The following is a 24,260-nucleotide window of genomic DNA, read 5'->3' as shown; positions in this document are numbered from 1 at the left end:
CACGGTCCGTCCAAGAAGAGGCGCTGATCACGGCGGCTAGGGTGGAGGGCCGCATATCGACCGGATATCGACCAGGTGAGGAGAAACGTGACCCGTGGGCGCCTGCAGGCCGTGCTGTTCGACATGGACGGCCTGCTCATCGACTCCGAGCGCGTGTGGCTGGAGGTCGAGACGGAGGTCATGGCGTGGCTGGGCGGCGAGTGGAGCACCGCCCACCAGGAGCATCTCGTCGGCGGCTCCTTGTACGTCGCCGCCGACTACATGCTGGAGCTGACCGGCGCCCCGGCCTCCCGCGAGGAGGTCGGCCGCCGGATGCTGGACGGCATGGCCGAGCGGCTGAGCGCCTGCGTGCCGCTGATGCCGGGCGCCAAGGAGCTGCTCGCCGAGGTCCGCGCGGCCGGGGTGACCGCGGCGCTGGTGTCCTCCAGCCACCGGCGGCTGATCGAGCCGGTGCTGGACGCGGTCGGCCGCGAGTACTTCGCGCTCAGCGTCGCCGGCGACGAGGTGGAGCGCGTCAAGCCCGACCCGGAGCCCTACCTGGCGGCCGCGGCCCGGCTCGGCGCCGACCCGGCCCGCTGCGTGGTGCTGGAGGACTCCCCGAACGGCGTCGCGGCGGCGGAGGCGGCGGGCTGCGTCACCGTCGCGGTCCCCGGCGTCCTGCCGATCCCGCCCGCCCCGGGACGCACGGTGGTCTCCTCGCTGCGCGAGGTGGACCTGGCGATGCTGCGCTCGCTGGCCGGCTGATACCCGCGCCGGCCGTTCCGCCTGATACCCGCGGGGTGGACCCTAGGGGACGGCTACCGCCGCGGGAGGAGACGGCCGCGGACGCAAACCGTCCGCCGGGAGGAGCAGGACCGCCGCCTCGCGTGTGACGATGGAGGGAGCACCACCGCACGGAATGAGGGGCCGGTATGAGCGACGAAGTCATTTACGCGATCAGTATCGGGGTGACCCTGGTCGGGCTGGTGATCAGCTGGGGTGCCTTCCGCCGCCGGGGCGCCGGCGCCGGGCTGCGGGGTGCGTCCCTGTCGCTGGTCCCGCTGGCGGCGGCGATGACCGGGGTGACCGAGTTCTTCGCCGACCTGGTGTTCAGCCCGGTGAAGTGGGCGGGCGTCGTGGTGGCGGGCCTGGCCGTCGTGCTCTACATGACGTCCGGGGCGATGCTGAGCCGCCGCGCCGGCTCCGAGGGCGGCGGGAAGGCCGCCGAGCGGGGCGCGGAGTCCAAGGCCGCGGGGCGGTCGGCGAAGAAGCAGAAGCGCGCCGTGGAGGGCCCGGCGCAGGGCGGCGGCGACCCGGAGATGGCGGAGATCGAGAAGATCCTGCGCGACCGCGGCATCTCCTGATCCGGACCGCGGTCCCACCGCGCACGAGGCGGCGGCGGGCCGGGACGTCCCCTTTCCGGGGGCGCGTCCCGGCCCGCCGTTTCTGTGCGCCGGGGCGCTGACCTGCGGACGTTCGATCTCGGAACGGACTCAGTACGGTAAACTTTGCCGGTCTAGACCGCCCGCGGCTTGCCTGTCCAGCTTGACGCGTACGTACTATTCGCACGATTTGTCCGGCGTGTTGTGCGAGCGCGTGTTGCCCAGATGACGACGAGATCACAAGTCAGATACGGGTACTGGCGAAGGTCGCTTCACGGATGGACAGTCGTGCCCGAAGGACTACGTTTCCCTTCAGCAAACGCGGCGTAACGGGCATGGAGGCAGCGGATGATCTCCGCGGCCGCCGGTCACGCGCCGGCGGCGTGGCCGAACCAGTGGCCGGACGGTAGGAGGTATGGAGCGTGGCCGCACCCATCGAGGTGAGCGGATCCGACACCGAGGCGCAACCGGAATCGGTCCTCGCCGGTGTCGACCGAAAGAAGATCCAGGGGCGTTCCCTCGGGCAGATCGCCTGGATGCGGCTGAAGCGCGACAAGGTCGCCCTGACCGGCGCACTGATCGTCATCCTGCTCATCCTGATCGCCATCTTCGGCCCGTACTTCGTGCAGAACCCGCTGACCTACCACCAGAACCTCATCGACCCGACCTACAACCGGCCGAAGTCGGGGTTCTGGCACTCGGGCATCAGCGGTGAGCACTGGCTCGGCGTCGAGCCCGGCACCGGCCGCGACATGCTCGCCCGGATCGTGCACGGCGCCCGGATCTCGCTGCTGGTGTCGTTCCTGGCCACCCTGCTGTCGGTGGTCATCGGCACGGTCATGGGGATCACCGCCGGCTACTTCGGCGGCTGGGTCGACTACCTCATCAGCCGCGCGATGGACGCGTTCCTGGCGTTCCCGCTGCTGCTGTTCGCGATCGCGCTGGTCGGCGTGGTGTCCGACGGGGCGTTCGGGCTGAACGGCAACGGCCTGCGGATCTCGGTGCTGGTCGTCGTCATCGGGTTCTTCAACTGGCCCTACATCGGCCGCATCATCCGGGGCCAGACGCTGTCGCTCAGGGAGCGGGAGTTCGTCGACGCGGCCCGCAGCATGGGAGCCCGGAACGGCTACGTGCTGTTCAAAGAGGTCCTGCCGAACCTGGTCGCCCCGATCCTGGTCTACTCGACCCTGCTGATCCCGACGAACATCCTGTTCGAGGCGGCGCTGTCGTTCCTCGGCGTCGGCGTCATCCCGCCGACCCCGTCCTGGGGCGGCATGCTGACCCTCGCGGTGCCGATCTACTCCTCGGACCCGATGTACATGATCATCCCGGGTATGGCCATCTTCATCACCGTCCTCGCCTTCAACCTCTTCGGTGACGGGCTGCGGGACGCTCTCGACCCTCGGGGCAAGTGACTCGGGTTCATCCGACCCGTCTATTTGAAGGGGTGCGCCTGCACATGAACAAGATGAGACCAATCGCGGTCTTCGCGGCCGGGGTGGTCGCGGCCGCGGGGCTCGCCGCCTGTGGCGGCGGAGACTCCGGAGAATCCGGGAGCGGGCCCGGCTACAACGCCGGCGTCAACGAGGTCGTCAACAAGTCGGACAAGAAGGGCGGGACGCTCAAGCTCGGCGACTCCGACGACTTCGACTCGCCGGACCCGGGCAACACGTACTACGCGTTCTCGCAGAACATCGCCCGCCAGTACGGCCGCGCCCTGACGACGTTCAAGCCCGCCGCGGGCCAGGAGAGCAACGAGGTCGTCCCCGACCTCGCCACCGACCTCGGCCAGTCCAGCGACGGCGGCAAGACCTGGACGTACAAGCTGCGCACCGGCGTCAAGTACGCCGACGGCACCACGGTCACCTCCAAGGACGTCAAGTACGCGGTCGAGCGCAGCAACTACACCAAGGAGCTGCAGCTCGGGCCGAAGTACTTCAAGCAGTACCTCGTCGACAACAAGCCCGCCTACAAGGGCCCGTACGATGACAAGAGCGACGCCGGCCTGAAGTCGATCGAGACCCCCGACGACCAGACGATCGTCTTCCACCTGAACACGCCGTTCCAGGAGTTCGACTACCTGGTCGCGATGTCGCAGACCATGCCGGTGCCGAAGGCCAAGGACACCGGCACCAAGTACGAGACCTCCATCCTCTCCAGCGGTCCGTACAAGGTCGACAACTACACGCGCGGCAAGTCGATGTCCCTGTCGCGCAACCCGCACTGGAACCAGAGCACGGACCCGATCCGCAAGGCGCTGCCCGACAAGATCGAGATCCAGCTCAAGCAGAACGCGGACGACATCGACCAGCGGCTGCTGTCCGGCGCGCTGGACATGGACATCACCGGTGTCGGCGTCCAGTCGGGAACCCAGCCGAAGGTGCTGACCCCCGAGCAGAAGCCGTACGTCGACAACCCCGTCCAGGGCTTCCTGCGGTTCATGTCGCTGAACCAGCACGTCAAGCCGCTGGACAACATCCACTGCCGGCTCGCCGTGCAGTACGCGACCGACAAGGTCGCCGCGCAGACCGCCTACGGAGGCCCGCTGGCCGGCGGCGACGTCGCCACCACGGTGCTGCCGCCGTCGGTGGAGGGCTACACCAAGTTCGACCTGTACCCGCAGAAGCAGGCCGAGGGCGGCGGTCTCGACCAGGCCACCCTCGACAAGGCCAAGCAGGAGCTGCAGGCCTGCGGCAAGCCGGACGGCTTCAGCAGCAAGATCTCGGCGCGGTCCGACCGGCCGAAGGAAGTCGCGATGGCCGAGGCGATCCAGCAGAGCCTCGCCAAGGTCGGCATCAAGGTCAGCATCGTGCAGTTCCCGGCCGGTGACTACTTCAACAAGTACGTCGGCGTGCCGAAGTACGTCCACGACCACGGCATCGGTATGATGATCATGGCGTGGGCCGCGGACTGGCCGACCGGCTACGGCTTCCTGGCGCAGATCGTCCACGGTGACGCGATCAAGCCGTCCGGCGGCAACAACCTCGCCGAGCTGGACGACCCCGCGATCAACAAGGCGCTCGACGAAGCGATCGCCAACCCGGACAAGGCCGCCCGCATGAAGGCCTACGGTGAGATCGACAAGCTGGTCATGCAGTCCGGCATGGAGGTGCCGCTGATCTACGCCAAGGCCCTGATGTACCGGCCGAAGCGTGTCACCAACGCGGGCATCACCTACGCCTACGGCGGCATGTACGACTACCTGAACATGGGCGTGGAGTGACACTCCGCTCGTCCGTGCGTCCATCTGAAGGCAGGTGAAGGCGACGCCCGCCGGCCGGGCCGGGACCCACAGGTCCCGCCGGCCGGCGGGTGGGGCCGAGCAATGTGTTCGCATACATCATCCGGCGCCTCATCGGCGCCGTCATCATGTTGCTGCTGGTCAGCCTGGTGACCTTCGGCATCTTCTTCTGGCTTCCGAAGCTGGCGGGGCAGACCACCGACCAGATCGCGGCGTCCTACGTCGGCAAGGCCCCGACCGCCGAGGCCATCCAGGACACCAAGGAACGGCTCGGCCTCGACAAGCCGGTCATCGTGCAGTACGGCAACTACCTGAAGGCCATCGCGGTCGGCAAGGACTACAAGGCCGGCCCGGTCACCGACCACTGTCCCGCGCCGTGCCTCGGGTACTCCTTCCGCAGCAGCCAGCCGGTCCTGGAGACCCTCCTCGACCGCGCCCCGGCGACGGCGTCGCTGGCGCTCGGCGCCGCGATCGTCTGGCTCGCCGGCGGCATCACCACCGGCGTGGTGTCGGCGCTGCGAAGAGGAACGATCTGGGACAGAACGACAATGATCATCGCGTTGAGCGGTGTGTCGCTCCCGATCTACTTCACCGGCCTGGTGTCCCTCGCGCTGTTCTCCTACACACTCAAGATCTTCCCGGGCGGCGGCAGCTACACCCCGTTCACCGACAATCCGGTGCGGTGGTTCCAGGCGCTGGTGCTGCCCTGGGTGACGCTCGCGTTCCTTTACGCGGCGATGTACGCGAGGCTCACCAGAGCGGGCATGCTGGAGACGATGAACGAGGACTACATCCGCACCGCCCGCGCCAAGGGGCTGCCGGAGAGGACCGTCGTCACCAAGCACGCGCTGCGCGCGTCGCTGACCCCGATCCTCACGATCTTCGGTCTGGACCTCGGCCTGCTGCTCGGCGGCGCGGTGCTGACCGAGAACACCTTCGGGATCCCGGGGCTCGGGCAGCTCGCGATCAGCTCGATCCGGGGCGGTGACCTGCCCATGGTGCTCGGCGTCACGCTCCTCACGGCGACCTCCATCGTCATGATCAACCTGGTCGTCGACATGCTGTACGCCATCGTCGACCCGAGAGTGAGGCTGGGCTGATGACCGGCACCGCGCCCGCCGCGGACACCGCGGGCACCGGCGACGCCCCCACGGCGTTCCTCGAGGTCCGCGACCTGAAGATCCACTTCCCGACCGACGACGGCCTGGTGAAGTCCGTCGACGGGCTGTCGTTCCAGCTGGAGCGCGGCCGCACCCTCGGGATCGTGGGGGAGTCCGGCTCCGGCAAGAGCGTCACCAGCCTCGGCATCCTCGGCCTGCACAACCGGCGCAACGCCGACGTGTCGGGCGAGATCTGGCTGGACGGCAAGGAGATCGTCGGCGCCTCGCAGGCCGAGGTGCGCCGCCTCCGCGGCCGGAACATGGCGATGATCTTCCAGGACCCGCTGTCGTCGATGCACCCCTTCTACACGGTCGGCCACCAGATCATCGAGGCCTACCGGGTGCACAACGACGTGTCGAAGGCGGTCGCCCGCAAGCACGCCATCGACATGCTCGGCAAGGTCGGCATCCCCAGGCCGGACAAGCGGGTGGACGACTACCCGCACCAGTTCTCCGGCGGCATGCGGCAGCGCGCGATGATCGCGATGGCGCTGTCGTGCGACCCGGAGCTGCTGATCGCCGACGAGCCGACGACGGCGCTGGACGTGACCGTCCAGGCGCAGATCCTGGATCTGATCCGCGACCTGCAGGAGGAGTTCAACTCCGCCGTCATCATGATCACCCACGATCTCGGGGTGGTCGCGGAGCTGTCGGACGACATCCTGGTGATGTACGCGGGCCGCGCCGCGGAGTACGCCTCGGTCGACGACGCGTTCCACCGGCCGCTGCACCCCTACACGTGGGGGCTGCTCGGCTCGATGCCGCGGCTGGACCGGGAGCGGTCGGAGCGGCTGCTGCCGATCGAGGGGTCGCCGCCGAGCCTGATCAACGTGCCGTCCGGGTGCGCGTTCCATCCCCGCTGCCCCTACGCCGACCTCAACGACGGCAAGAGCACGACCGAGCGGCCCGAGCTGCTGGAGGTCGAGCCGGGCCACAAGGCGGCGTGCCATCTCTCCCTGGAGAAGCGGCGGAAGATCTGGAACGACGAGATCCGGGCGAAGCTGTGACGAGCACGGGTGGTAACGAGACTGTGAACACGACCAAGACGCCGGCCGGGCAGGCCGCCGCGGACGAGGGGACCCGCGCCCCGCGGGACGGGGAGCCGCTGCTGGAGGTGGACAACCTCGGCAAGCACTTCCCGGTGACGGCGGGGCTGCTGCGCCGCCAGGTCGCGGCGGTGAAGGCCGTCGACGGGGTGTCGTTCTCGGTCCGCAAGGGCGAGACCCTCGGGCTGGTGGGGGAGTCGGGCTGCGGCAAGTCCACCACCGGCCGGATGATCATGCGGCTGCTGGACCCGAGCTTCGGGAAGATCACCTTCGAGGGCGAGGACATCACCCACATGTCGCAGGGCCGGCTCCGGCCGCTCCGCCGCGACCTCCAGATGATCTTCCAGGACCCGTACTCGTCGCTGAACCCGCGCAAGACGGTCGGCGCGATCGTCGGGGCCCCGTTCCGGCTGCAGAACATCGAGGCCAAGGAAGGCGTGAAGAAGGCCGTCCAGGACATCCTGGAGCTGGTCGGCCTGAACCCCGAGCACTACAACCGGTACCCGCACGAGTTCTCCGGCGGGCAGCGGCAGCGCATCGGGATCGCCCGCACCCTGGCCCTGAAGCCCAAGCTGATCATCGCGGACGAGCCGGTGTCGGCGCTGGACGTGTCGGTGCAGGCGCAGGTCGTCAACCTGCTGGAGGACCTGCAGGACGAGCTCGACCTCACCTACGTGGTGATCGCGCACGACCTGTCGGTGGTCCGGCACATCTCCGACCGCGTCGCCGTCATGTACCTCGGCAAGATCGTGGAGCTGGCGGACCGGGCCGACCTGTACGAGCGGCCCATGCACCCCTACACCAACGCGCTGCTGTCGGCGGTGCCGATCCCGGACCCGAGCGAGCGCGGCGAGCGCAAGCGGATCCGGCTGCAGGGCGACGTGCCGAGCCCGCTGGACCCGCCGCCCGCCTGCCGGTTCCACACCCGCTGCTGGAAGGCGCAGGACATCTGCAAGCAGGTCGAGCCGCCCCTGGTGGAGCTGTCCCCGGGGCACCAGGCCGCCTGCCACTTCCCGGAGAACACCACGGTCAGCGCGACCGACGCGGTCGCCAAGGCCGCGGTGGCGCCCGCCCCCGCCGGCGACGGCGCGGCCGACGCCCCGGAGCCCGCGGAGTAGCCTCTCCCGGCGTGCCTCCCGCACGAGGAAAGACCCGGCCCCGCCCTTTCGGGGGGGACCGGGTCTTTCCCGTCGCGGCCGCTCCGTCACGGCCTGCCGGCTCACGGCCGCAGCGTACCGGTCACTCGGTGGAGATCGCCTTGAGGACGTCCATGCGCCCGGCCCGCCACGCCGGCCACAGCGCCGCGAGGACGCCGATGACCGCGGCCACCACCAGGTAGACCAGCAGCGTCCCGTACGGGACGGCGAGGACGCCGAGGCCCTGGTCGGCGAGCGCGTTCTGCAGCGCCGCGCCGAACGCCACCCCGATGCCCATGCCGAGCGCCGCGCCGAACACGGCGATCATGATGGACTCCAGCCGGACCATGCGGCGCAGCTGCCGCCGGGAGATCCCGATCGCGCGCAGCAGCCCGATCTCGCGGGTCCGCTCGATCACCGACAGCGCGAGGGTGTTGATGACCCCGACCGCCGCGATGATCACGGACATGACCAGCAGGATCGTCAGGAACGTCACGAACCCGTCGATCTGCTTGCGGGCGTCCTCCTTCAGCGACGCCTGGTCGGACACCTTCAGGTTCGGGTAGCCCTTCAGCGTCGACTCGATCGCCGTCTTCGTCGCCGCCGACGGCGCCGCGGCGTCCACCACGATCACGTCCACCGACGGCTTCACCGTGTGCCGCAGGTACGCCTGCTGGGAGATGATGCGGCTGCCGATCAGGTCGCTCTTGGCGTACACGCCCGTCACCGTCAGCCGCTCGGTCTTCCCGTCGGTGAACTGCACGGGGACCGCCGTCCCGACCTTCCAGCCGTTGTCCTCCGCGGTCTTCTCGTCCACCATCATCCCGGTGCCGCCGATCGACGCCCCACCGGAGGTGATGTCCAGCTTGGCGCCCTTGACGATCGCCGGGACGTCGCCGGACATGTACGACGCCTTCTTCCCCGCGATCTTCGCGTCGCCCTCGTAGGTGGCGGACGCCGCCGTCACCCCGGGCGTCGACCCGATCTTCTGCGCGACCTCCGCGCCGACGCCGCCGGCGCCCTCGGCCTGGACGAGGTAGTCGGCGCCGAACTGCGCGTCCACCTGCTTGTCGACCGACGCCCGCATCGTCGCGCCGAGCACGTTCACCGTGGTGATCAGCGCGAGACCGATCATCAGCGCGGCGGCGGTCGCCGCGGTGCGGCGCGGGTTGCGCAGCGCGTTCTGCCGCGCGAGCCGGCCGGGCGACCCCAGCAGCCGCGCGAACGGCGCGCCCAGCACCTTCATCACCGGCACGCTGATCACCGGGGCGAGCATCGTCACGCCGATGAACACCGCGAACGCGCCCGCGCCGACCGGGATCGCCGGGTTCCCGCCGTTCCCGGCGAGCCCGACGCCGATCAGCCCGGCACCGGCGAGGGTGAGCAGCGACCCGAGCGCGACACGGATCCGCAGCGACCGCTGCGGCAGCGCCACGTCGTCGCGCATCGCCGCCACCGGCGGGATCTTCGCGGCGCGGCGGGCCGGGAAGTACGCCGACACGACCGTCACCAGGATCCCCACCGCGTACGACCAGATCACCGGGGTCGCGGTGAACGTCAGCCCGCCCTGCCCGGCGTCGCCCATCTGCGACTGCAGCAGCGACGCCAGGCCCGCGCCGGCCGCGAGGCCGAGGGTGGACCCGACCACGCCGACCGCGACGGCCTCGCCGATCACCGCCCGCGTCACCTGCGCGCGGGCCGCGCCGATCGCGCGCAGCAGCGCCAGCTCGCGGGTCCGCTGCGCGACCAGCATCGAGAACGTGTTGAAGATGATGAACGACCCGACGAAGATCGAGATGAGCGCGAACACGAGCAGGAACGTGCGGAAGAAGCTCATCATCTGCGCGATGTCGCTCTTGGACTCCTCGCGGAGCTGCTCACCGGTGACGGCCTCCATGCCGGCCGGCAGCACCCGGGCGACCCGGTCGCGCAGCTCGGCCTCCGGCACGCCCGCCGAGCCCATCTCGATGTCGCTGAAGTAGCCGGGCTTCAGCATCAGCCGCTGCGCCGTCGGGGTGTCGAACGCGGTGAGGGTCGCGCCCATCAGGTTCCCGGTGTCGACCAGCCCGACGATCCGCATGTCGGCGGGCAGCCCGGCGGTGACGACCCGCGTGGTGTCGCCGACGGCGAGCTTGCCCTTCTCCGCCGTCCTGGCGTCGATGACGACCTCGTCCGGGCCCTGCGGGGCGCGCCCCGACTTCAGGTCGTAGGACCCGCCGCCCGTCCAGTTCGCGCCGATCTGCGGCGGCCCGTCCTGCGCCGTCCCGACGATCTTCCCGTCCTTGCCGACGACGGCCGCGTACCCGTTGACGTTGCCCTGCGGGTCCTTGACGCCCTCGACGCCCTGCAGCGACTTCAGGACGGTCGCCGGCACCGGCTGCGCCGCCATGCCGTCGTCGTCGCCGTCGACGACCTTCTTGGCCCGCACGTCCACGGCGACGTTCGTGCCGACCCGGCTGAACAGCTCGTCGAACTGCTTGTTCATGCTGTCGGTGAAGATCAGCGTGCCGGCCACGAACGCGACGCCGAGGATCACCGCGACGGCCGTCAGCACCAGCCTGATCTTGTGCGCCGCGAGGTTGCGGAGCGTGACCTTGCCCATCATCGCGCCGACACCCCGGATTCCGGCGTGCCCGCGGGGCGGGTGTTGTGGCCGGCGGAGTCGAAGCCCTTCATGCGCTCCAGGACCCGCTCGGCGGTCGGCCCGGTCATCGTGTCGACGATCTGCCCGTCGGACAGGAACAGCACCTGGTCGGCGTAGGCCGCCGCGGACGGGTCGTGGGTGACCATCACGATGGTCTGGCCCATCCGCCGCACCGACTCGCGCAGGAAGCCGAGGACCTCGGCGCCGGACCGCGAGTCCAGGTTCCCGGTGGGCTCGTCCGCGAAGATGATCTCGGGCCGGGAGGCGAGGGCGCGGGCGCACGCCACCCGCTGCTGCTGCCCGCCCGACAGCTCGCTCGGCCGGTGCTTGAGCCGCGGCCGCAGCCCCACCGTGTCGATCACGCCGTCCAGCCAGTCCTTGTCCGGCCTGCGGCCGGCGATGTCCATCGGCAGCGTGATGTTCTCCAGCGCGGTCAGCGTCGGCACCAGGTTGAACGCCTGGAAGATGAACCCGATCTTGTCGCGGCGCAGCCGGGTCAGCTGCTTGTCCTTCAGCCGGGTCAGGTCGGTGTCACCGATGAACACCTGCCCGGAGTCCACCGAGTCCAGCCCCGCCATGCAGTGCATGAGGGTGGACTTCCCGGACCCGGACGGGCCCATGATCGCGGTGAACCGGCCGCGGGGAATGCCGACGGTGACCCCGTCGAGCGCGACGACCTGGGCGTCGCCGCGCCCGTACACCTTCGCGATCTGCTGGGCACGAGCGGCGAAGTCGCCCGCCCCGGGCGCGGTCTGCGCGCCGGCGGTCGATGGGGCGGTGTTCGTCACGTGAAACTCCCGTGTGTGAGTGAGCCAGGAAAGGGGGCCCGGACCGCGTTGTTGACCCCCGGCGGTCCGACACTTGAAACAGTAGAAGCCCGTTCCTTCCGTGTGATGCACCCAAGGAACGGACTTGGCCGTCCACCCACGGCAGGAGGATCCGGCGTCCAGTCGTCCTACCGGAGTAGACCCCGACCCCCCGTACGCCAGGGGTGTCTCAGGGGTCCACCCTGAGATCCACACCGGGACCTCGGCCTTCGGCCCGCGGCCCGCGGCGTACGGCGGGCTCCGGCCCGGTCAGCTCTGGCCCGGCCTGCTCAGCCCCGTCTCGTACGCGTACACCACGGCCTGCACCCGGTCGCGCAGCCCCAGCTTCGCCAGGACGTTCCCCACGTGCGTCTTCACCGTGGTCTCGCTGACCACCAGCTCCGCCGCGATCTCCGCGTTCGACTGGCCGCGCGCCACGTGCGCCAGCACCTCGCGCTCCCGCTGGGTCAGCGTGTCCAGCCCCGGAGGCGGCGCCGCGTCCCGCACCGACGGCAGCCGGTTCGCGAACTTGTCCAGCAGCCGCCGCGTCACCGACGGCGCCACGATCGCGTCGCCCTCCGCCACGATCCGGATCGCCTGCACCAGGTCCTCCGGCGGGGAGTCCTTCAGCAGGAACCCGCTCGCACCCGCCCGGACCGCCTCGATCACGTACTCGTCCAGGTCGAACGTCGTCAGGATCAGCACCTTCGGGTCGTGCGACGCCGCGCCCTCCCGGATGATCCGGCGGGTCGCCTCGATCCCGTCCACCCCGGGCATCCGGATGTCCATCAGCACCACGTCCGGCAGCAGCGACCGCGTCATCTCCACCGCCGCCGCGCCGTCCCCGGCCTCGCCGACCACCGCGATGTCGGCCTCCGCCTCCAGGATGAGCCGGAACCCCGTCCGCAGCAGCGGCTGGTCGTCGACGAGCAGCACCCGCACCGCGGTCATCGCGCCGCCCCAGCCCGCCGCAGTCCCGGACCGATCATCGCCCAGCTCCTCGCCTCACCGGACCGCCGCTCCACGGCGCCCCTGCCAACCCTACGGCCCCGCCGGACCCGCCGCCCGGCGGCCGGCCCGCTCACGCCTCCAGCGGGAAACGGGCCCGCACACCGAACCCGCCGCCCACCCGCGGCCCGATCTTCAACTCGCCACCGTACAGCGCGACCCGCTCGTACATGCCGACCAGCCCATGACCCGGATTGTCCCCGTTGTCCGCCATGAACGTCGCCGTGCCACGCCCATCGTCCTCGATCTCCACCGTCAGATCGTCGTCCCCGTAGTACAGCCGCACCCACGCCCGCGCCTGCGGACCCGCGTGCTTCAGCGTGTTCGTCAGCGCCTCCTGGATCAACCGGAACGCCGCCACGTCCACCCCCGGCGACGGCGACCGCGCCTCACCCTCGATCCACAGCTGCACCGATAGCCCCGTCTCCCGCACATGGTCCAGCAGCTCCCCGAGATCGCCCAGGCCCGGCTGCGGCGCCAGCTCCCGCCCCGCCTGCTCGGCGTCCCGGTCCGTCCGCAGCACCCCCACGATCCGCCGCATCTCGCTCAGCGCCGTCCGCCCGACCTCCTCGATCGTCGACATCGCCTCCCGCGCGCTGTCGGAGTCCCGGTCGATGATCCGCCGCGCCGCCCCCGCCTGCACCGTCATCACGCTCACATGATGCGCCACCACGTCGTGCAACTCCCGCGCGATCCGCGACCGCTCCTCGATCCGCGCCGCCCGCGCGTCGGTGCCCCGCGCCCGCTCCAGCCGCGCCGCCCGGTCCTCCAGCTCCGCGAAGTACGCCCGCCGCAGCCGCAGGTTCCGGCCCAGCACCCACACGCCGATCACCAGCGCGCAGTCGGTGATCACCACCACCGGCGAGATCGCCAACGGCAGCATCACCAGATACACCACGAAATAGACGAACGCCGTCAGGCCGCCCAGCGCGCTCTGCGCCAGCCCCCGATGCGCCGCCACGCTGTACACCGCGATCAGGAAAGCCGCCACGTCCGGCACCGACGGCGGATACTGCGCCGCCGACAGCACCAGCTCCCCGCCGATGATGAAGATCAGCACCGGCATCGGATACCGCCGCCGCCACGCCAGCGCCAGCGTCACCACGGCCACCAGCAGCCCGTCCCACACGTCCGGGTCGCGGAAGTCCTCCAGGCCGTCGCCCCGGGGGAACTCGCCCACGAACACCTGCGGCAGGCCCACCACCAGCAGCCCCAGCGCCAGCAACGCGTCAGCCGCCGTCGGACGCGCCTGCAACCAGGCGCGGACGGCATGAAGACCACGGATGCGGGGTGACACGACACTCACCCTAGGAGGCCGCGGCAGGTCCAGCCCCCTCCTGGACGCGGATCCGCCGTCCTCCCCAAGGATGACGCGGGCGCCGCCCGCCCCACCCTAGAGATCGTCGTGCTCCCGCACCAGCGCCGTACCCGCCCCCGCCGGCGCCCCCTCCAGGTCCGCGGGCGACGGGCGGTCCACCGGCGCCGACGGCAGCGGCGGGGGAGTGCCCCCGAACTCCGGGCACCGCTCCTTGTGGTCACACCAGTCGCACAGCCGCCCCGTCCGCGCCCGCCACTCGCCCGAATCCATCGCCCGCCGGATCGCCGCCCACAGCGCCTCCACCTTCCGCTGCGTCGCCCGCAGATCCGCCTCGTCCGGCTCGTACCGCAGGATCTCCCCGTTGCCCAGATACATCAGCTGCAGCAACCGCGGGACCCGCCCCCGCAACCGCCACAGCACCAGCGCGTAGAACTTCATCTGGAACAGCGCCCGCGCCTCGAAATCCGCCCGCGGCGCCGTGCCCGTCTTGTAGTCCACGATCCGCACGTCGCCGCTCGGCGCCACGTCCACCCGGTCGATGTAGCCCCGCAGCTTCAGCCCCGAATCCAGCACCGTCTCCACGAACAGCTCGCGCTCCGCCGGCTCCAGCCGCCGCGGATCCTCCAGCGTGAAGTACCGCTCCACCATCCGCCGCGCCTGGCCCAGCCACTCCTCGCGGTCGGCGTCCCCGGCCTCGCCGTCCTCGAACAGCTCCGCCAGCTGCGGCTCCGCCTCCAGCAGCCGCTCCCACTCCGGCCCCAGCATCCGCAGCGCCGCCTCCGGCGTCCGCGCCCCCGTCGGCAGGTCGTACAGCCGCTCCAGCACCGCGTGCACCAGCGTCCCCCGCACCGCCGCCGCGCTCGGACGCTCCGGAATCCGATCAATCACCCGAAACCGGTACAACAGCGGACACGTCATGAAATCGCCCGCCCGGGACGGCGACAACGACCCCACCACCGCCACAGCCGAAACCCCGCCATCCGCCTCCGTCGTCGTCATGGCACAGCAGCGTAGGCGACACCCCCGACGAAAATCCCGCACCCGCCCCACAACCCGGCACGCCCGCCACCACCCCGCCCCACCCGGGGCCGTAGCATCGAAGACGTGACACACAGCGCGCCCCCGACCCAGGGCAGAAAACCCGCCGGCGCCCCCGGCCCCGACGGCGACGGCCCCGAACGCCCCGGCCTCCGCATGGGCCGCATCCTCGGCGTCCCCGTCTACGTCTCGCCCAGCTGGTTCCTGGTCGCCGCCCTCGTCACCATCATGTTCGAAGGACAGGTCCACGACGTCGTCACCCGCCCCGCCAGCTACCTCGTCGCCTTCACCTACGCCGCCCTCCTCTACGGCTCGGTGTTCGTCCACGAACTCAGCCACGCCGTCACCGCCCGCGCCTTCGGCCTCCCCGTCCGCTCCGTCACCCTCCACATCCTCGGCGGCGAAACCGCCATCGAACGCGAAGCCCCCACCCCCGGCCGCGAATTCCTCATCGCCTTCGCCGGCCCCCTCACCAACCTCCTCCTCGCCGGAGCCGGCCTCCTCGCCCACGCCACCCTCACCCTCCCCGACGTCGCACTCCTCCTCCTCGAAGCCCTCACCTTCGCCAACCTCCTCGTCGGCCTCTTCAACCTCCTGCCCGGCCTCCCCCTCGACGGCGGCCGCCTCGTCCGCGCCGCCGTCTGGAAAGCCACCGGAAACAGCCGCAACGGCGCCGTCTTCGCCGGCTGGGTCGGCCGCGCCGTCGCCATCGCCTGCCTCATCGCCGGCGCCTACCTCGCCACCTACACCACCGCCGACGACGGCGGCATCGGCTGGCTCGCCCTCCTCTGGTCCGCCCTCGTCGCCTCCTTCATCTGGGTCGGCGCCACCCAGGCCATCCGCGCCGAACGCGTCCGCGACCGCATCCCCCTCCTCTCCGCACGCCACCTCGCCCGCCGCGCCACCCTCGTCACCGCCGACACCCCCCTCGCCGAAGCCATCCGCCGCGCCCACGACGACCACGCCGGCGCCATCGTCATCGCCGACCACGACGGCAGACCCCTCGGCCTCGTCAACGAGAAGGCCGTCACCGCCACCCCCGAACAACGCCGCCCCTGGATCACCGCCGGCGAACTCTCCCGCGGCATCGACGACGACCTCATCCTCCCCGCCACCCTCACCGGCGAAGAACTCATCGACGCCCTCCGCCGCGCACCCGCCACCGAATACCTCCTCACCGAACCCGACGGCCGCGTCTACGGAGTCCTCGCCACCACCGACGTCGACCGCGCCTTCACCGGCATCTGAACCCCCCACCCCCGCCCGCGGCACGGCCGAACCCGCCCCCACCCGCCGCTAGCCTTGACCTCCATGAGCGAACCCACGCCGCACCGCACCACCCCCACACCCGGCCGCGCCTCCACCGGCCCCTTCCGCCCCGGCGACCAGGTTCAGCTCACCGACCCCAAAGGCCGCATCAACACCATCACCCTCCAACCCGGCAAGCACTACCACTCCCACAAAGGCTCCGTCCCCCACGACGACATCATCGGCAGCCCCGAAGGCACCGTCTACCGCTCCACCGGCGGCACCGAATACCTCGCCTTCCGCCCCCTCCTCACCGACTTCACCCTCCGCATGCCCCGCGGCGCCGCCGTCGTCTACCCCAAGGACGCCGCCCAGATCATCGCCATGGCCGACATCTTCCCCGGCGCCCGCGTCATCGAAGCCGGCGCCGGATCCGGCGCCCTCACCTGCTTCCTCCTCCGCGCCGTCGGCGAACACGGCCACGTCCACTCCTACGAACGCCGCCCCGACTTCGCCGACATCGCCCGCGCCAACGTCGAGAAGTTCTTCGGCGCCCCCCACCCCTCCTGGACCCTCACCGTCGGCTCCCTCGAAGACGCCCTCACCGACACCGGCGCCGACCGCGTCGTCCTCGACATGCTCGCCCCCTGGGAAACCCTCGACCCCGTCGCCAAAGCCCTCAACCCCGGCGGCATCATCTGCGCCTACATCGCCACCACCACCCAGATGTCCCGCATCGTCGAAGACCTCCGCGCCCACGGCGCCTTCGCCGAACCCCACGCCGTCGAAACCCTCCTGCGCACCTGGCACGTCGACGGCCTCGCCGTCCGCCCCGACCACCGCATGATCGGCCACACCGGCTTCCTCGTCACCGCCCGCCGCCTCGCCGACGGCGTCACCCCGCCCGCACGCCGCCGCCGCCCCGCCAAGGGCGCCCACCCCGCCCCCAACGGACACGCCACGCCCGGCCCCACCGCAGAGTCCTAGATCACATTCCCGCGACCCCCGCCGCCCACCCCCGCGCCACACCCCGCCCACAACCACGAAACCGCAGGTCCAAGCGCCGTAACACCCCACCCCACACCACCCTCACGACACCCCCCGCAACCCTCCCCGAACACCCCCGCACGACACGAACACCGAATGGGCAGGTTACGGAAGCCCTCCAGATAGGTAGGGTCTCAGTAGGTCGTCGGCTCTCTTCGTGAGGAGGTGACGGGGCGTGGCCGCTCGTGACGATGCTGGGGCGCGCAGGGCGCAGCACGAAAAGGAGGTCAGAGACCTCCAAACGCAGATCTCCTTCCTGGAGGAGGAGATCTCCGTGCTGCGCCGCAAGCTCGCGGAATCCCCCCGCCAAGTACGTGTACTGGAAGAACGCCTCCACGAGGCACAGGCCAACCTGGCCGCGGTAACCGGGCAGAACGAGCGACTCGTAGCGACCCTCAAAGAGGCTCGCGAACAGATCGTCGCGCTCAAGGAGGAGGTCGACAGGCTCGCACAACCACCCTCCGGATTCGGTGTCTTCCTCGAGACACGCGACGACGGAACCGTCGACATCTTCACCGGCGGACGCAAACTCCGCGTCAACGTCAGCCCCGCCGTCGACGTCGACGAACTCCAGCGCGGCCAAGAGGTCATGCTCAACGAGGCCCTCAACGTCGTCGAAGCACTCGAGTTCGAAGAGCAAGGCGAAGTCGTCATGCTCAAGGAACTCTTCGACGACGGCGAACGCGCCCTCGTGATCGCGCACGCCGACGAGGAACGCGTGGTCAAGCTCGCCGAACCCCTCCGCGGCGTCCCCCTCCGGGCCGGCGACTCCCTCATGCTGGAACCCCGCTCCGGATACGCCTACGAGAAGATCCACAAGGCCGAGGTCGAAGAACTCGTCCTCGAAGAGGTCCCCGACATCTCCTACAACGAGATCGGCGGCCTCGGATCGCAGATCGAAATGATCCGCGACGCCGTCGAACTGCCCTACCTGCACGCCGACCTCTTCCGCGAGCACCAGCTCCGGCCACCCAAGGGCGTCCTGCTCTACGGACCCCCCGGATGCGGCAAGACCCTCATCGCCAAGGCCGTCGCCAACTCCCTCGCCAAACAGGTCGCCGAGAAGACCGGCCAGGAAGGCAAGAGCTTCTTCCTCAACATCAAGGGCCCCGAACTCCTCAACAAGTACGTCGGCGAGACCGAGCGGCACATCCGCCTCGTCTTCCAGCGCGCCCGGGAGAAGGCCTCCGCCGGAACCCCCGTCATCGTCTTCTTCGACGAGATGGACTCCATCTTCCGCACCCGCGGATCCGGCGTCTCCTCCGACGTCGAGAACACCATCGTCCCGCAGCTCCTCAGCGAGATCGACGGTGTCGAAGGCCTCGAGAACGTCATCGTCATCGGCGCCTCCAACCGCGAGGACATGATCGACCCCGCGATCCTGCGGCCCGGCCGCCTCGACGTCAAAATCAAGATCGAACGACCCGACGCCGAAGCCGCCAAGGACATCTTCTCCAAGTACATCCTCGACGGACTGCCCCTGCACCCCGACGACCTCAAGGAACACGGCAACTCCACCGACGCCACCATCGAGGCCATGATCCAGCGCACCGTCGAGCGCATGTACACCGAAAGCGAGGAGAACCGCTTCCTGGAGGTCACCTACGCCAACGGCGACAAGGAAGTCCTCTACTTCAAGGACTTCAACTCCGGCGCGATGATCCAGAACATCGTCGACCGCGCCAAGAAGATGGCCATCAAGCAGTTCCTCGACACCGGCCAGAAAGGCCTCCGCGTCAACCACCTCCTCGCCGCCTGCGTCGACGAGTTCAGCGAGAACGAGGACCTGCCCAACACCACCAACCCCGACGACTGGGCCCGCATCTCCGGCAAGAAGGGCGAGCGGATCGTCTACATCCGCACCCTCGTCTCCGGAACCAAGGGCTCCGAAGCCGGACGCTCCATCGACACCGTCGCCAACACCGGCCAATACCTGTAACCCGGCCCGGACCGTGACACCGTACGCGGCGGCCCCCGCACCAGGGGCCGCCGCCTACGCCTGCCACGCCACACCCGCCGCGAACAGCGGGCCCCATGGCTCCACCCTCCAGGCCCCGATAGGCTCGACGATATGAGTGTTCGGCGGGTGATGGGCATCGAGACCGAGTACGGCATCTCCGTACCCGGCCAGCCAGGGGCCAACGCGATGGTGACCTCCTCCCAGGTCGTCAACGCCTACCTCGCGGCATCGGCCGCACGGGCCCGCAGAGCCCGCTGGGACTTCGAGGAGGAGAACCCCCTCCGCGACGCCCGCGGCTTCGACCTCGCCCGCGAGGTCGCCGACCCCACCCAGCTCACCGACGAAGACCTCGGCCTCGCCAACGTCATCCTCACCAACGGCGCCCGCCTCTACGTCGACCACGCCCACCCCGAATACTCCGCACCCGAATGCACCAACCCCCGCGACGCCGTCATCTGGGACAAGGCCGGCGAACGCGTCATGGCCGACGCCGCCCAGCGCGCCGCCCTCGTCCCCGGCACCCACCCCATCCAGCTCTACAAGAACAACACCGACAACAAGGGCGCCTCCTACGGCTGCCATGAGAACTACCTCATGCGCCGCGAGACACCCTTCGCCGACATCGTCCGCCACCTCACCCCCTTCTTCGTCTCCCGCCAGGTCGTCTGCGGCGCCGGCCGCGTCGGCATCGGCGTCGACGGCCGCGGCGACGGCTTCCAGATCAGCCAGCGCGCCGACTTCTTCGAAGTCGAAGTCGGCCTCGAGACCACCCTCAAACGCCCCATCATCAACACCCGCGACGAACCCCACGCCGACCCCGAGAAGTACCGCCGCCTCCACGTCATCATCGGCGACGCCAACATGGCCGAGCTCTCCACCTACCTCAAGCTCGGCACCACCTCCCTCGTCCTCGCCATGATCGAAGACGGCTTCCTCACCGTCGACCTCTCCGTCGACATGCCCGTCGCCGCACTCCGCGCCGTCTCCCACGACCCGTCCTGCAAGCACCTGCTCACCCTCCGCGACGGCCGCAAGATGACCGCCGTCCAACTCCAGATGGAGTACCTCGAGCAGTCCCGCAAGTACGTCGAGGACCGCTTCGGCGCCGACGTCGACGAGATGACCCGGGACGTCCTCGACCGCTGGGAGTCCGTCCTGCACCGCCTCGGCGACGACCCCATGCAGCTCTCCCGCGAACTCGACTGGGTCGCCAAGCTCTCCCTCCTGGAGGGCTACCGCAGCCGCGACGGCCTCGACTGGTCCCACCCGCGCCTGCAGCTCGTCGACCTTCAGTACACCGACATCCGCCCCGACAAGGGCCTCTACAACCGCCTCGTCGACCGCGGCCGCATCGACCGCGTCATCACCGAGGCCGAGGTCCAGGACGCCGTCGAGGACCCGCCCGAGGACACCCGCGCCTACTTCCGCGGCCGCTGCCTGCGCCAGTACGCCGAATCCGTCGCCGCCGCCTCCTGGGACTCCGTCATCTTCGACGTCCCCGGCCGGGAGTCGCTGCAGCGCGTCCCCACCCTGGAGCCGCTGCGCGGCACCAAGCAGCACGTGGGCGCGCTCCTGGACCGCTGCCGTACCGCGGCCGACCTCGTGGCCACCCTCACCGGCCAGAGCTGAACCAGACCTCCTCCGGGCCGGGCGGCGACAACGCCGCCCGGCCCGTTCGCGCGCCCGTCGGATAGTGCCGCTATCGAATTCGAACACACCTCGCTGACCTGCGCCGACGGCCGAGGTCTCGGTTTCGTGACCGCTATGCCCGTTTCGCTGGTGCGCCGACCGGCGATAACCCGAGCAAGTCCCCGGCCCCCGGGGTGGAGGCGGCGAAACGGGTCTTCAAGATCCGCTGGCGGCCGAAGATCGGAGATAGGGTCGAAGGACCGGCAGAGCGGAGGTACCGAATGGCCACGAAGGACACCGGCGGTCAGAAGCAGACCACCCGGCGCACGGAAGAGGTCGAAGAGACCGAGGCCACGACCACCGAGGACGTGCAGGAGCGCCAGGAGAAGCTCACGGACGACGTGGACTCAATTCTGGACGAAATAGACGAAGTATTGGAAGAGAACGCAGAAGACTTCGTACGTGCGTATATCCAAAAAGGGGGGGAATGACCCTATATGTCCGATTTGCTCGACCACTTTGATCGGGCAACGGATGTGGACATTCTCCGCATAATCAAATAGCGGCATCGAAGGCATGGGCGAGACCGTTAAGGTCTCGCCCATGCGTTCGAAAAGGTGCCGCGACTGCGGCGTGGTCAAGCCCTCGACGGAGTTCTGGAAGAACAAGTCGTCCAGCGATGGCCTGGCCTACTACTGCAAAATCTGCTTCGGTCTGCGCAACAGCCGTTCATACCGAAAGAAACAGACGAGTCTGGGCAAAGAAGCTCGACCGTACCGCAGGCATTCGGATGTGCCCGATGGGATGAAGTACTGCCCGCAGTGCAAAGAGATCAAATCGGTCGATGAGTTCGGACGGAACCGAGCATCCCGGTCGGGGCTGACCCACTACTGTCGCCCATGTCACGCCAGGGTCATGGCAGAGAACAGGGACCGCAAACATGGAAGTGCGCGCAACTACCTGCTGAAGCATCGCTACGGCCTGACCGATGATCAGGTCAGCCAGATGATCGCCGATCAAGGCGGCATGTGCGTCATCTGCGTGCGGTCCGCAGCGGAGCAGGTGGATCACGATCACAGAACAGGGCTCGTCCGCCGCATCCTGTGCTTCAAGTGCAATGGGGGTCTGGGGCAGTTCGGAGACGATCCGGAACGCCTTCGGCTCGCCGCCGAATACCTCGAACTCGAGGGCTCACATGCGCGGAGCTTGATCCTCGATCTCGGCATGCCCGTCTTCGTCGGGCGTCGGTACCTGCGAGAGCGCGAGTGGTGGAGGAAGGTAAGGCCCGCTAACGGCCCCCGCGAACAGCATCGGCGCCGAAGGTACGGGATCGACGACGCGGATGCAGAGTGGCTGCTCACGATGCAGGCGGGTTACTGCGCGGTCTGCTTCGAGTTCCCGGCAGAGCACATCGACCATGATCACGATACCGGTGCCGTGCGAGGGATCGCGTGCAGTGGCTGCAATACCGGGATGGGCCAGTTCGGCGACGATCCGGTCTCGTTGAGACGGGCGGCGGACTATCTGCTGGGCGAGCTGGTCAGGGAGATGCCCTCGGGCGATGGGGGGATCCGGCTGTCGTTCACGGTCCCCGACGCGGATCCACGGAGGTTGGCGGAGACCGACTGGGAACGTCATCGAGAAGCGGACGGACGCCACCGCAGGACGGTGTGGGTGGTTGACGACGATCACGAAGGACCGACTTGGCTCTCTCAGTGCCTGAAGAAGATCCAGGATTCCTACGCGCTCATGGTCGAGGACCGAGCGCGTTGAGGGGCTGTGGTAAGCCTCTCGACCTTACGCGGAGGGGGCGGGTTCGCCGTGGGCTGATCGGGCCGGGGATCGCGTGGCATGCGCGCGGGCGACCTTGAACAGTAGGGTCGTAGACGTCCGCGCCGGGGGGTCGAGAATCCGGCGCATGTGGAGGGGAAGGGAGTCGCGTGGCGTCCCACGATTCGTACACCGGACGTCTGCCGGGGTTGTTCGCGAGCCCGGACACGTCGTCGTTCACGGAGTTCCTCGGGGCGTACTCCCCGCAGCTGCTGCCCGGTGGGCGGACGCCGCCCGCGTCGCGTGCGGGTGACGAGATCCCGCATGGGACGACGATCGTCGTGGTGGGTTTCCCGGGCGGGGTGGTGATGGCGGGGGACCGGCGTGCGACGGCGGGCAACGTCATCGCGCAGCGCGACATCGAGAAGGTGTTCCGGGCGGATGAGTTCTCGGCGATCGCGATCGCTGGGACGGCCGGGATCGGGATCGAGATGGTGCGGTTGTTCCAGGTGGAGCTGGAGCATTACGAGAAGCGTGAGGGCCGGACGCTGTCGGTGGAGGGGAAGGCGAACCGGCTGGCGACGATGGTGCGGCAGAACCTGGGCATGGCGATGCAGGGTCTGGCGGTGGTGCCGCTGTTCGCGGGCTACGACGAGGATCGGGACGAGGGGCGGATCTTCTCCTACGATCCGGCGGGCGGCCGGTACGAGGAGCGGGACTTCCATTCGATCGGTTCGGGGTCGGTGTTCGCGCGTGGTGCGCTGAAGAAGCTGTACCGGCCGGATCTGTCGGGGGAGGATGCGGCGCTGGTGTGCGTGCAGGCTCTGTACGACGCGGCCGATGACGATTCGGCGACGGGTGGTCCCGATCTGACCCGCCGGATCTTTCCCGTGGTGGCGTCGGTGACGTCGGACGGGTACCGCCGGCTGGGCGAGGACGAGGTGGGCGCGTTGGCGCAGGCCGTCGTCGATGGACGTTACGACTCGCCGGGCGGTCCGACCGCCCCGCTGCGATAGAAGGGATCCTGACCGGTGTCCATGCCGTTCTATGTGTCGCCCGAACAGCAGATGAAGGACAAGGCGGACTATGCGCGTAAGGGGATCGCGCGGGGCCGCAGTGTCGTGGTGCTGCAGTACGACGACGGCATCCTGTTCGTGGCGGACAATCCGTCGCGGGCGCTGCACAAGATCAGTGAGATCTATGACCGGATCGCGTTCGCGGCGGTGGGGAAGTACAACGAGTTCGAGAATCTGCGGCTGGGCGGTGTGCGGTACGCGGACATCAACGGGTACCAGTACGACCGGCGGGATGTGACGGCGCGGGGTCTGGCGAACGTGTACGCGCAGTCGCTGGGGACGATCTTCACGGAGACGAACAAGCCGTATGAGGTGGAGCTGGTCGTCGCGGAGGTGGGGGAGGACGCGGAGACGGATCAGATCTACCGGTTGACGTTCGATGGTTCGGTGGCGGATGAGCACGGCTATGTCGCGATGGGCGGGCAGGCCGAGGCGGTCGCGCAGTCGCTGAAGGACGGGTACCGGGAGGGTTCGTCGCTGGAGGAGGCGTTGCGGACGGCGGTCCGGGCGCTGGAGGCGCAGGATTCGGAGCGGCGGTTGGAGGCGCGGTCGCTGGAGGTGGCGGTGCTGGACCGCAATCGTGAGCATCGGTTGTTCCGGCGGCTGTCGGCGGCGCGGATCGGTGATCTGCTGTCGGCGGGGGACGACGGGGGGTCGGGGATCACGTCGGGTGGCGGGAAGGCCGGTGACGCCGAGGGTGAGGCTGAGGGTGCCGGTGAGGCCGGTGCCGGTTCGGGGGCGGACGAGGAGTGAGGTCGGCCGGCGCGTCGCC

Annotated in this window: 20 protein-coding genes; 15 read left to right on the top strand and 5 right to left on the bottom strand. The window is 69.5% G+C overall.

The features are described from left to right. Positions 1–87 precede the first annotated feature (87 nt). The 7 genes from K8Z49_RS06705 (at position 88) to K8Z49_RS06675 (ending at position 7,926) form a co-directional block, all read left to right on the top strand. Positions 88–744, top strand: a complete 657-nt coding sequence (locus K8Z49_RS06705) for an HAD family hydrolase (RefSeq protein WP_111831106.1) — start codon at positions 88–90, stop codon at positions 742–744. A gap of 167 nt (positions 745–911) precedes the next feature. Continuing rightward, complete coding sequence (locus K8Z49_RS06700; protein ID WP_412517844.1) at positions 912–1,343, top strand: hypothetical protein; 432 nt, start codon at positions 912–914, stop codon at positions 1,341–1,343. Positions 1,344–1,783: 440 nt separating this feature from the next. After that, positions 1,784–2,776 (top strand): ABC transporter permease, encoded by a 993-nt coding sequence (locus K8Z49_RS06695; RefSeq protein ID WP_021593605.1) that lies wholly within the window; start codon positions 1,784–1,786, stop codon positions 2,774–2,776. Positions 2,777–2,829: 53 nt separating this feature from the next. Then, positions 2,830–4,584 carry an ABC transporter substrate-binding protein gene (locus K8Z49_RS06690; protein ID WP_111831145.1) on the top strand — a complete coding sequence of 585 codons (1,755 nt, stop codon included), beginning with the start codon at positions 2,830–2,832 and terminating at the stop codon, positions 4,582–4,584. A gap of 104 nt (positions 4,585–4,688) precedes the next feature. Continuing rightward, positions 4,689–5,702 (top strand): ABC transporter permease, encoded by a 1,014-nt coding sequence (locus K8Z49_RS06685; RefSeq protein WP_021593607.1) that lies wholly within the window; start codon positions 4,689–4,691, stop codon positions 5,700–5,702. Continuing rightward, complete coding sequence (locus K8Z49_RS06680; protein ID WP_021593608.1) at positions 5,702–6,769, top strand: ABC transporter ATP-binding protein; 1,068 nt, start codon at positions 5,702–5,704, stop codon at positions 6,767–6,769. The genes K8Z49_RS06685 and K8Z49_RS06680 overlap by 1 nt, the downstream gene beginning before the upstream one ends. A 23-nt stretch (positions 6,770–6,792) precedes the next feature. Continuing rightward, entirely contained in the window at positions 6,793–7,926 is a 1,134-nt protein-coding gene (locus K8Z49_RS06675) for an ABC transporter ATP-binding protein (protein WP_021593609.1), read from the top strand. Between the two features lie 121 nt (positions 7,927–8,047). Here K8Z49_RS06675 and K8Z49_RS06670 read toward each other — a convergent pair whose 3' ends face one another. From K8Z49_RS06670 to K8Z49_RS06650, 5 genes are all read right to left on the bottom strand, one after another. Continuing rightward, a complete protein-coding gene (locus K8Z49_RS06670; protein ID WP_412517843.1) occupies positions 8,048–10,549 on the bottom strand; it encodes an ABC transporter permease in 2,502 nt (833 codons plus the stop codon). Next, positions 10,546–11,376 (bottom strand): ABC transporter ATP-binding protein, encoded by an 831-nt coding sequence (locus tag K8Z49_RS06665; RefSeq protein ID WP_021593611.1) that lies wholly within the window; start codon positions 11,374–11,376, stop codon positions 10,546–10,548. Before K8Z49_RS06665 ends, K8Z49_RS06670 begins: the two co-directional genes overlap by 4 nt. A 288-nt stretch (positions 11,377–11,664) precedes the next feature. Then, a complete protein-coding gene (locus tag K8Z49_RS06660; RefSeq protein WP_021593612.1) occupies positions 11,665–12,345 on the bottom strand; it encodes a response regulator in 681 nt (226 codons plus the stop codon). A 130-nt stretch (positions 12,346–12,475) separates the two neighbouring features. Then, positions 12,476–13,699 carry a sensor histidine kinase gene (locus K8Z49_RS06655; protein ID WP_024935907.1) on the bottom strand — a complete coding sequence of 408 codons (1,224 nt, stop codon included), beginning with the start codon at positions 13,697–13,699 and terminating at the stop codon, positions 12,476–12,478. A gap of 96 nt (positions 13,700–13,795) precedes the next feature. Further along, on the bottom strand, positions 13,796–14,719 hold the full coding sequence (locus K8Z49_RS06650) for a RecB family exonuclease (RefSeq protein ID WP_024935908.1): 924 nt from the start codon (positions 14,717–14,719) through the stop codon (positions 13,796–13,798). 105 nt (positions 14,720–14,824) lie between these two features. Between K8Z49_RS06650 and K8Z49_RS06645 the strand changes: the two genes are divergently transcribed. From K8Z49_RS06645 to prcA, 8 genes are all read left to right on the top strand, one after another. Further along, positions 14,825–16,006 carry a M50 family metallopeptidase gene (locus K8Z49_RS06645; protein WP_412517842.1) on the top strand — a complete coding sequence of 394 codons (1,182 nt, stop codon included), beginning with the start codon at positions 14,825–14,827 and terminating at the stop codon, positions 16,004–16,006. Between the two features lie 63 nt (positions 16,007–16,069). Then, complete coding sequence (locus tag K8Z49_RS06640; RefSeq protein ID WP_021593616.1) at positions 16,070–16,993, top strand: tRNA (adenine-N1)-methyltransferase; 924 nt, start codon at positions 16,070–16,072, stop codon at positions 16,991–16,993. A 235-nt stretch (positions 16,994–17,228) separates the two neighbouring features. Then, positions 17,229–18,992: a proteasome ATPase gene (arc, locus tag K8Z49_RS06635; RefSeq protein ID WP_021593617.1), complete on the top strand. Its 1,764-nt coding sequence runs from the start codon at positions 17,229–17,231 to the stop codon at positions 18,990–18,992. A gap of 132 nt (positions 18,993–19,124) precedes the next feature. Further along, positions 19,125–20,642, top strand: coding sequence for a depupylase/deamidase Dop (gene dop / locus K8Z49_RS06630; protein ID WP_024935909.1), 1,518 nt, complete (start codon positions 19,125–19,127; stop codon positions 20,640–20,642). Positions 20,643–20,923: 281 nt separating this feature from the next. Beyond that, entirely contained in the window at positions 20,924–21,133 is a 210-nt protein-coding gene (locus K8Z49_RS06625) for a ubiquitin-like protein Pup (RefSeq protein ID WP_089325987.1), read from the top strand. Between the two features lie 85 nt (positions 21,134–21,218). Further along, positions 21,219–22,415 carry an endonuclease VII domain-containing protein gene (locus K8Z49_RS06620; RefSeq protein ID WP_412517841.1) on the top strand — a complete coding sequence of 399 codons (1,197 nt, stop codon included), beginning with the start codon at positions 21,219–21,221 and terminating at the stop codon, positions 22,413–22,415. Positions 22,416–22,582: 167 nt separating this feature from the next. Then, positions 22,583–23,428 carry a proteasome subunit beta gene (gene prcB, locus K8Z49_RS06615; protein ID WP_021593621.1) on the top strand — a complete coding sequence of 282 codons (846 nt, stop codon included), beginning with the start codon at positions 22,583–22,585 and terminating at the stop codon, positions 23,426–23,428. 21 nt (positions 23,429–23,449) lie between these two features. After that, positions 23,450–24,241, top strand: a complete 792-nt coding sequence (prcA, locus tag K8Z49_RS06610) for a proteasome subunit alpha (protein WP_033332840.1) — start codon at positions 23,450–23,452, stop codon at positions 24,239–24,241. The last annotated feature ends 19 nt before the right edge of the window (positions 24,242–24,260 follow it).

It is taken from the genome of Actinomadura madurae, from assembly GCF_047130825.1.
Lineage (GTDB): Bacteria > Actinomycetota > Actinomycetes > Streptosporangiales > Streptosporangiaceae > Spirillospora > Spirillospora madurae.
This window is presented reverse-complemented; position numbering and strand designations above follow the sequence as displayed.

Coding starts and splice junctions, on each gene's coding strand:
- K8Z49_RS06700 (WP_412517844.1), top strand. CDS start 912: ATGAGCGACGAAGTCATTTACGCGATCAGTATCGGGGTGACCCTGGTC.
- K8Z49_RS06690 (WP_111831145.1), top strand. CDS start 2,830: ATGAGACCAATCGCGGTCTTCGCGGCCGGGGTGGTCGCGGCCGCGGGG.
- K8Z49_RS06680 (WP_021593608.1), top strand. CDS start 5,702: ATGACCGGCACCGCGCCCGCCGCGGACACCGCGGGCACCGGCGACGCC.
- K8Z49_RS06670 (WP_412517843.1), bottom strand. CDS start 10,549: ATGATGGGCAAGGTCACGCTCCGCAACCTCGCGGCGCACAAGATCAGG.
- K8Z49_RS06660 (WP_021593612.1), bottom strand. CDS start 12,345: ATGACCGCGGTGCGGGTGCTGCTCGTCGACGACCAGCCGCTGCTGCGG.
- K8Z49_RS06650 (WP_024935908.1), bottom strand. CDS start 14,719: ATGACGACGACGGAGGCGGATGGCGGGGTTTCGGCTGTGGCGGTGGTG.
- K8Z49_RS06640 (WP_021593616.1), top strand. CDS start 16,070: ATGAGCGAACCCACGCCGCACCGCACCACCCCCACACCCGGCCGCGCC.
- dop (WP_024935909.1), top strand. CDS start 19,125: ATGAGTGTTCGGCGGGTGATGGGCATCGAGACCGAGTACGGCATCTCC.
- K8Z49_RS06625 (WP_089325987.1), top strand. CDS start 20,924: ATGGCCACGAAGGACACCGGCGGTCAGAAGCAGACCACCCGGCGCACG.
- K8Z49_RS06620 (WP_412517841.1), top strand. CDS start 21,219: ATGGGCGAGACCGTTAAGGTCTCGCCCATGCGTTCGAAAAGGTGCCGC.
- prcA (WP_033332840.1), top strand. CDS start 23,450: ATGCCGTTCTATGTGTCGCCCGAACAGCAGATGAAGGACAAGGCGGAC.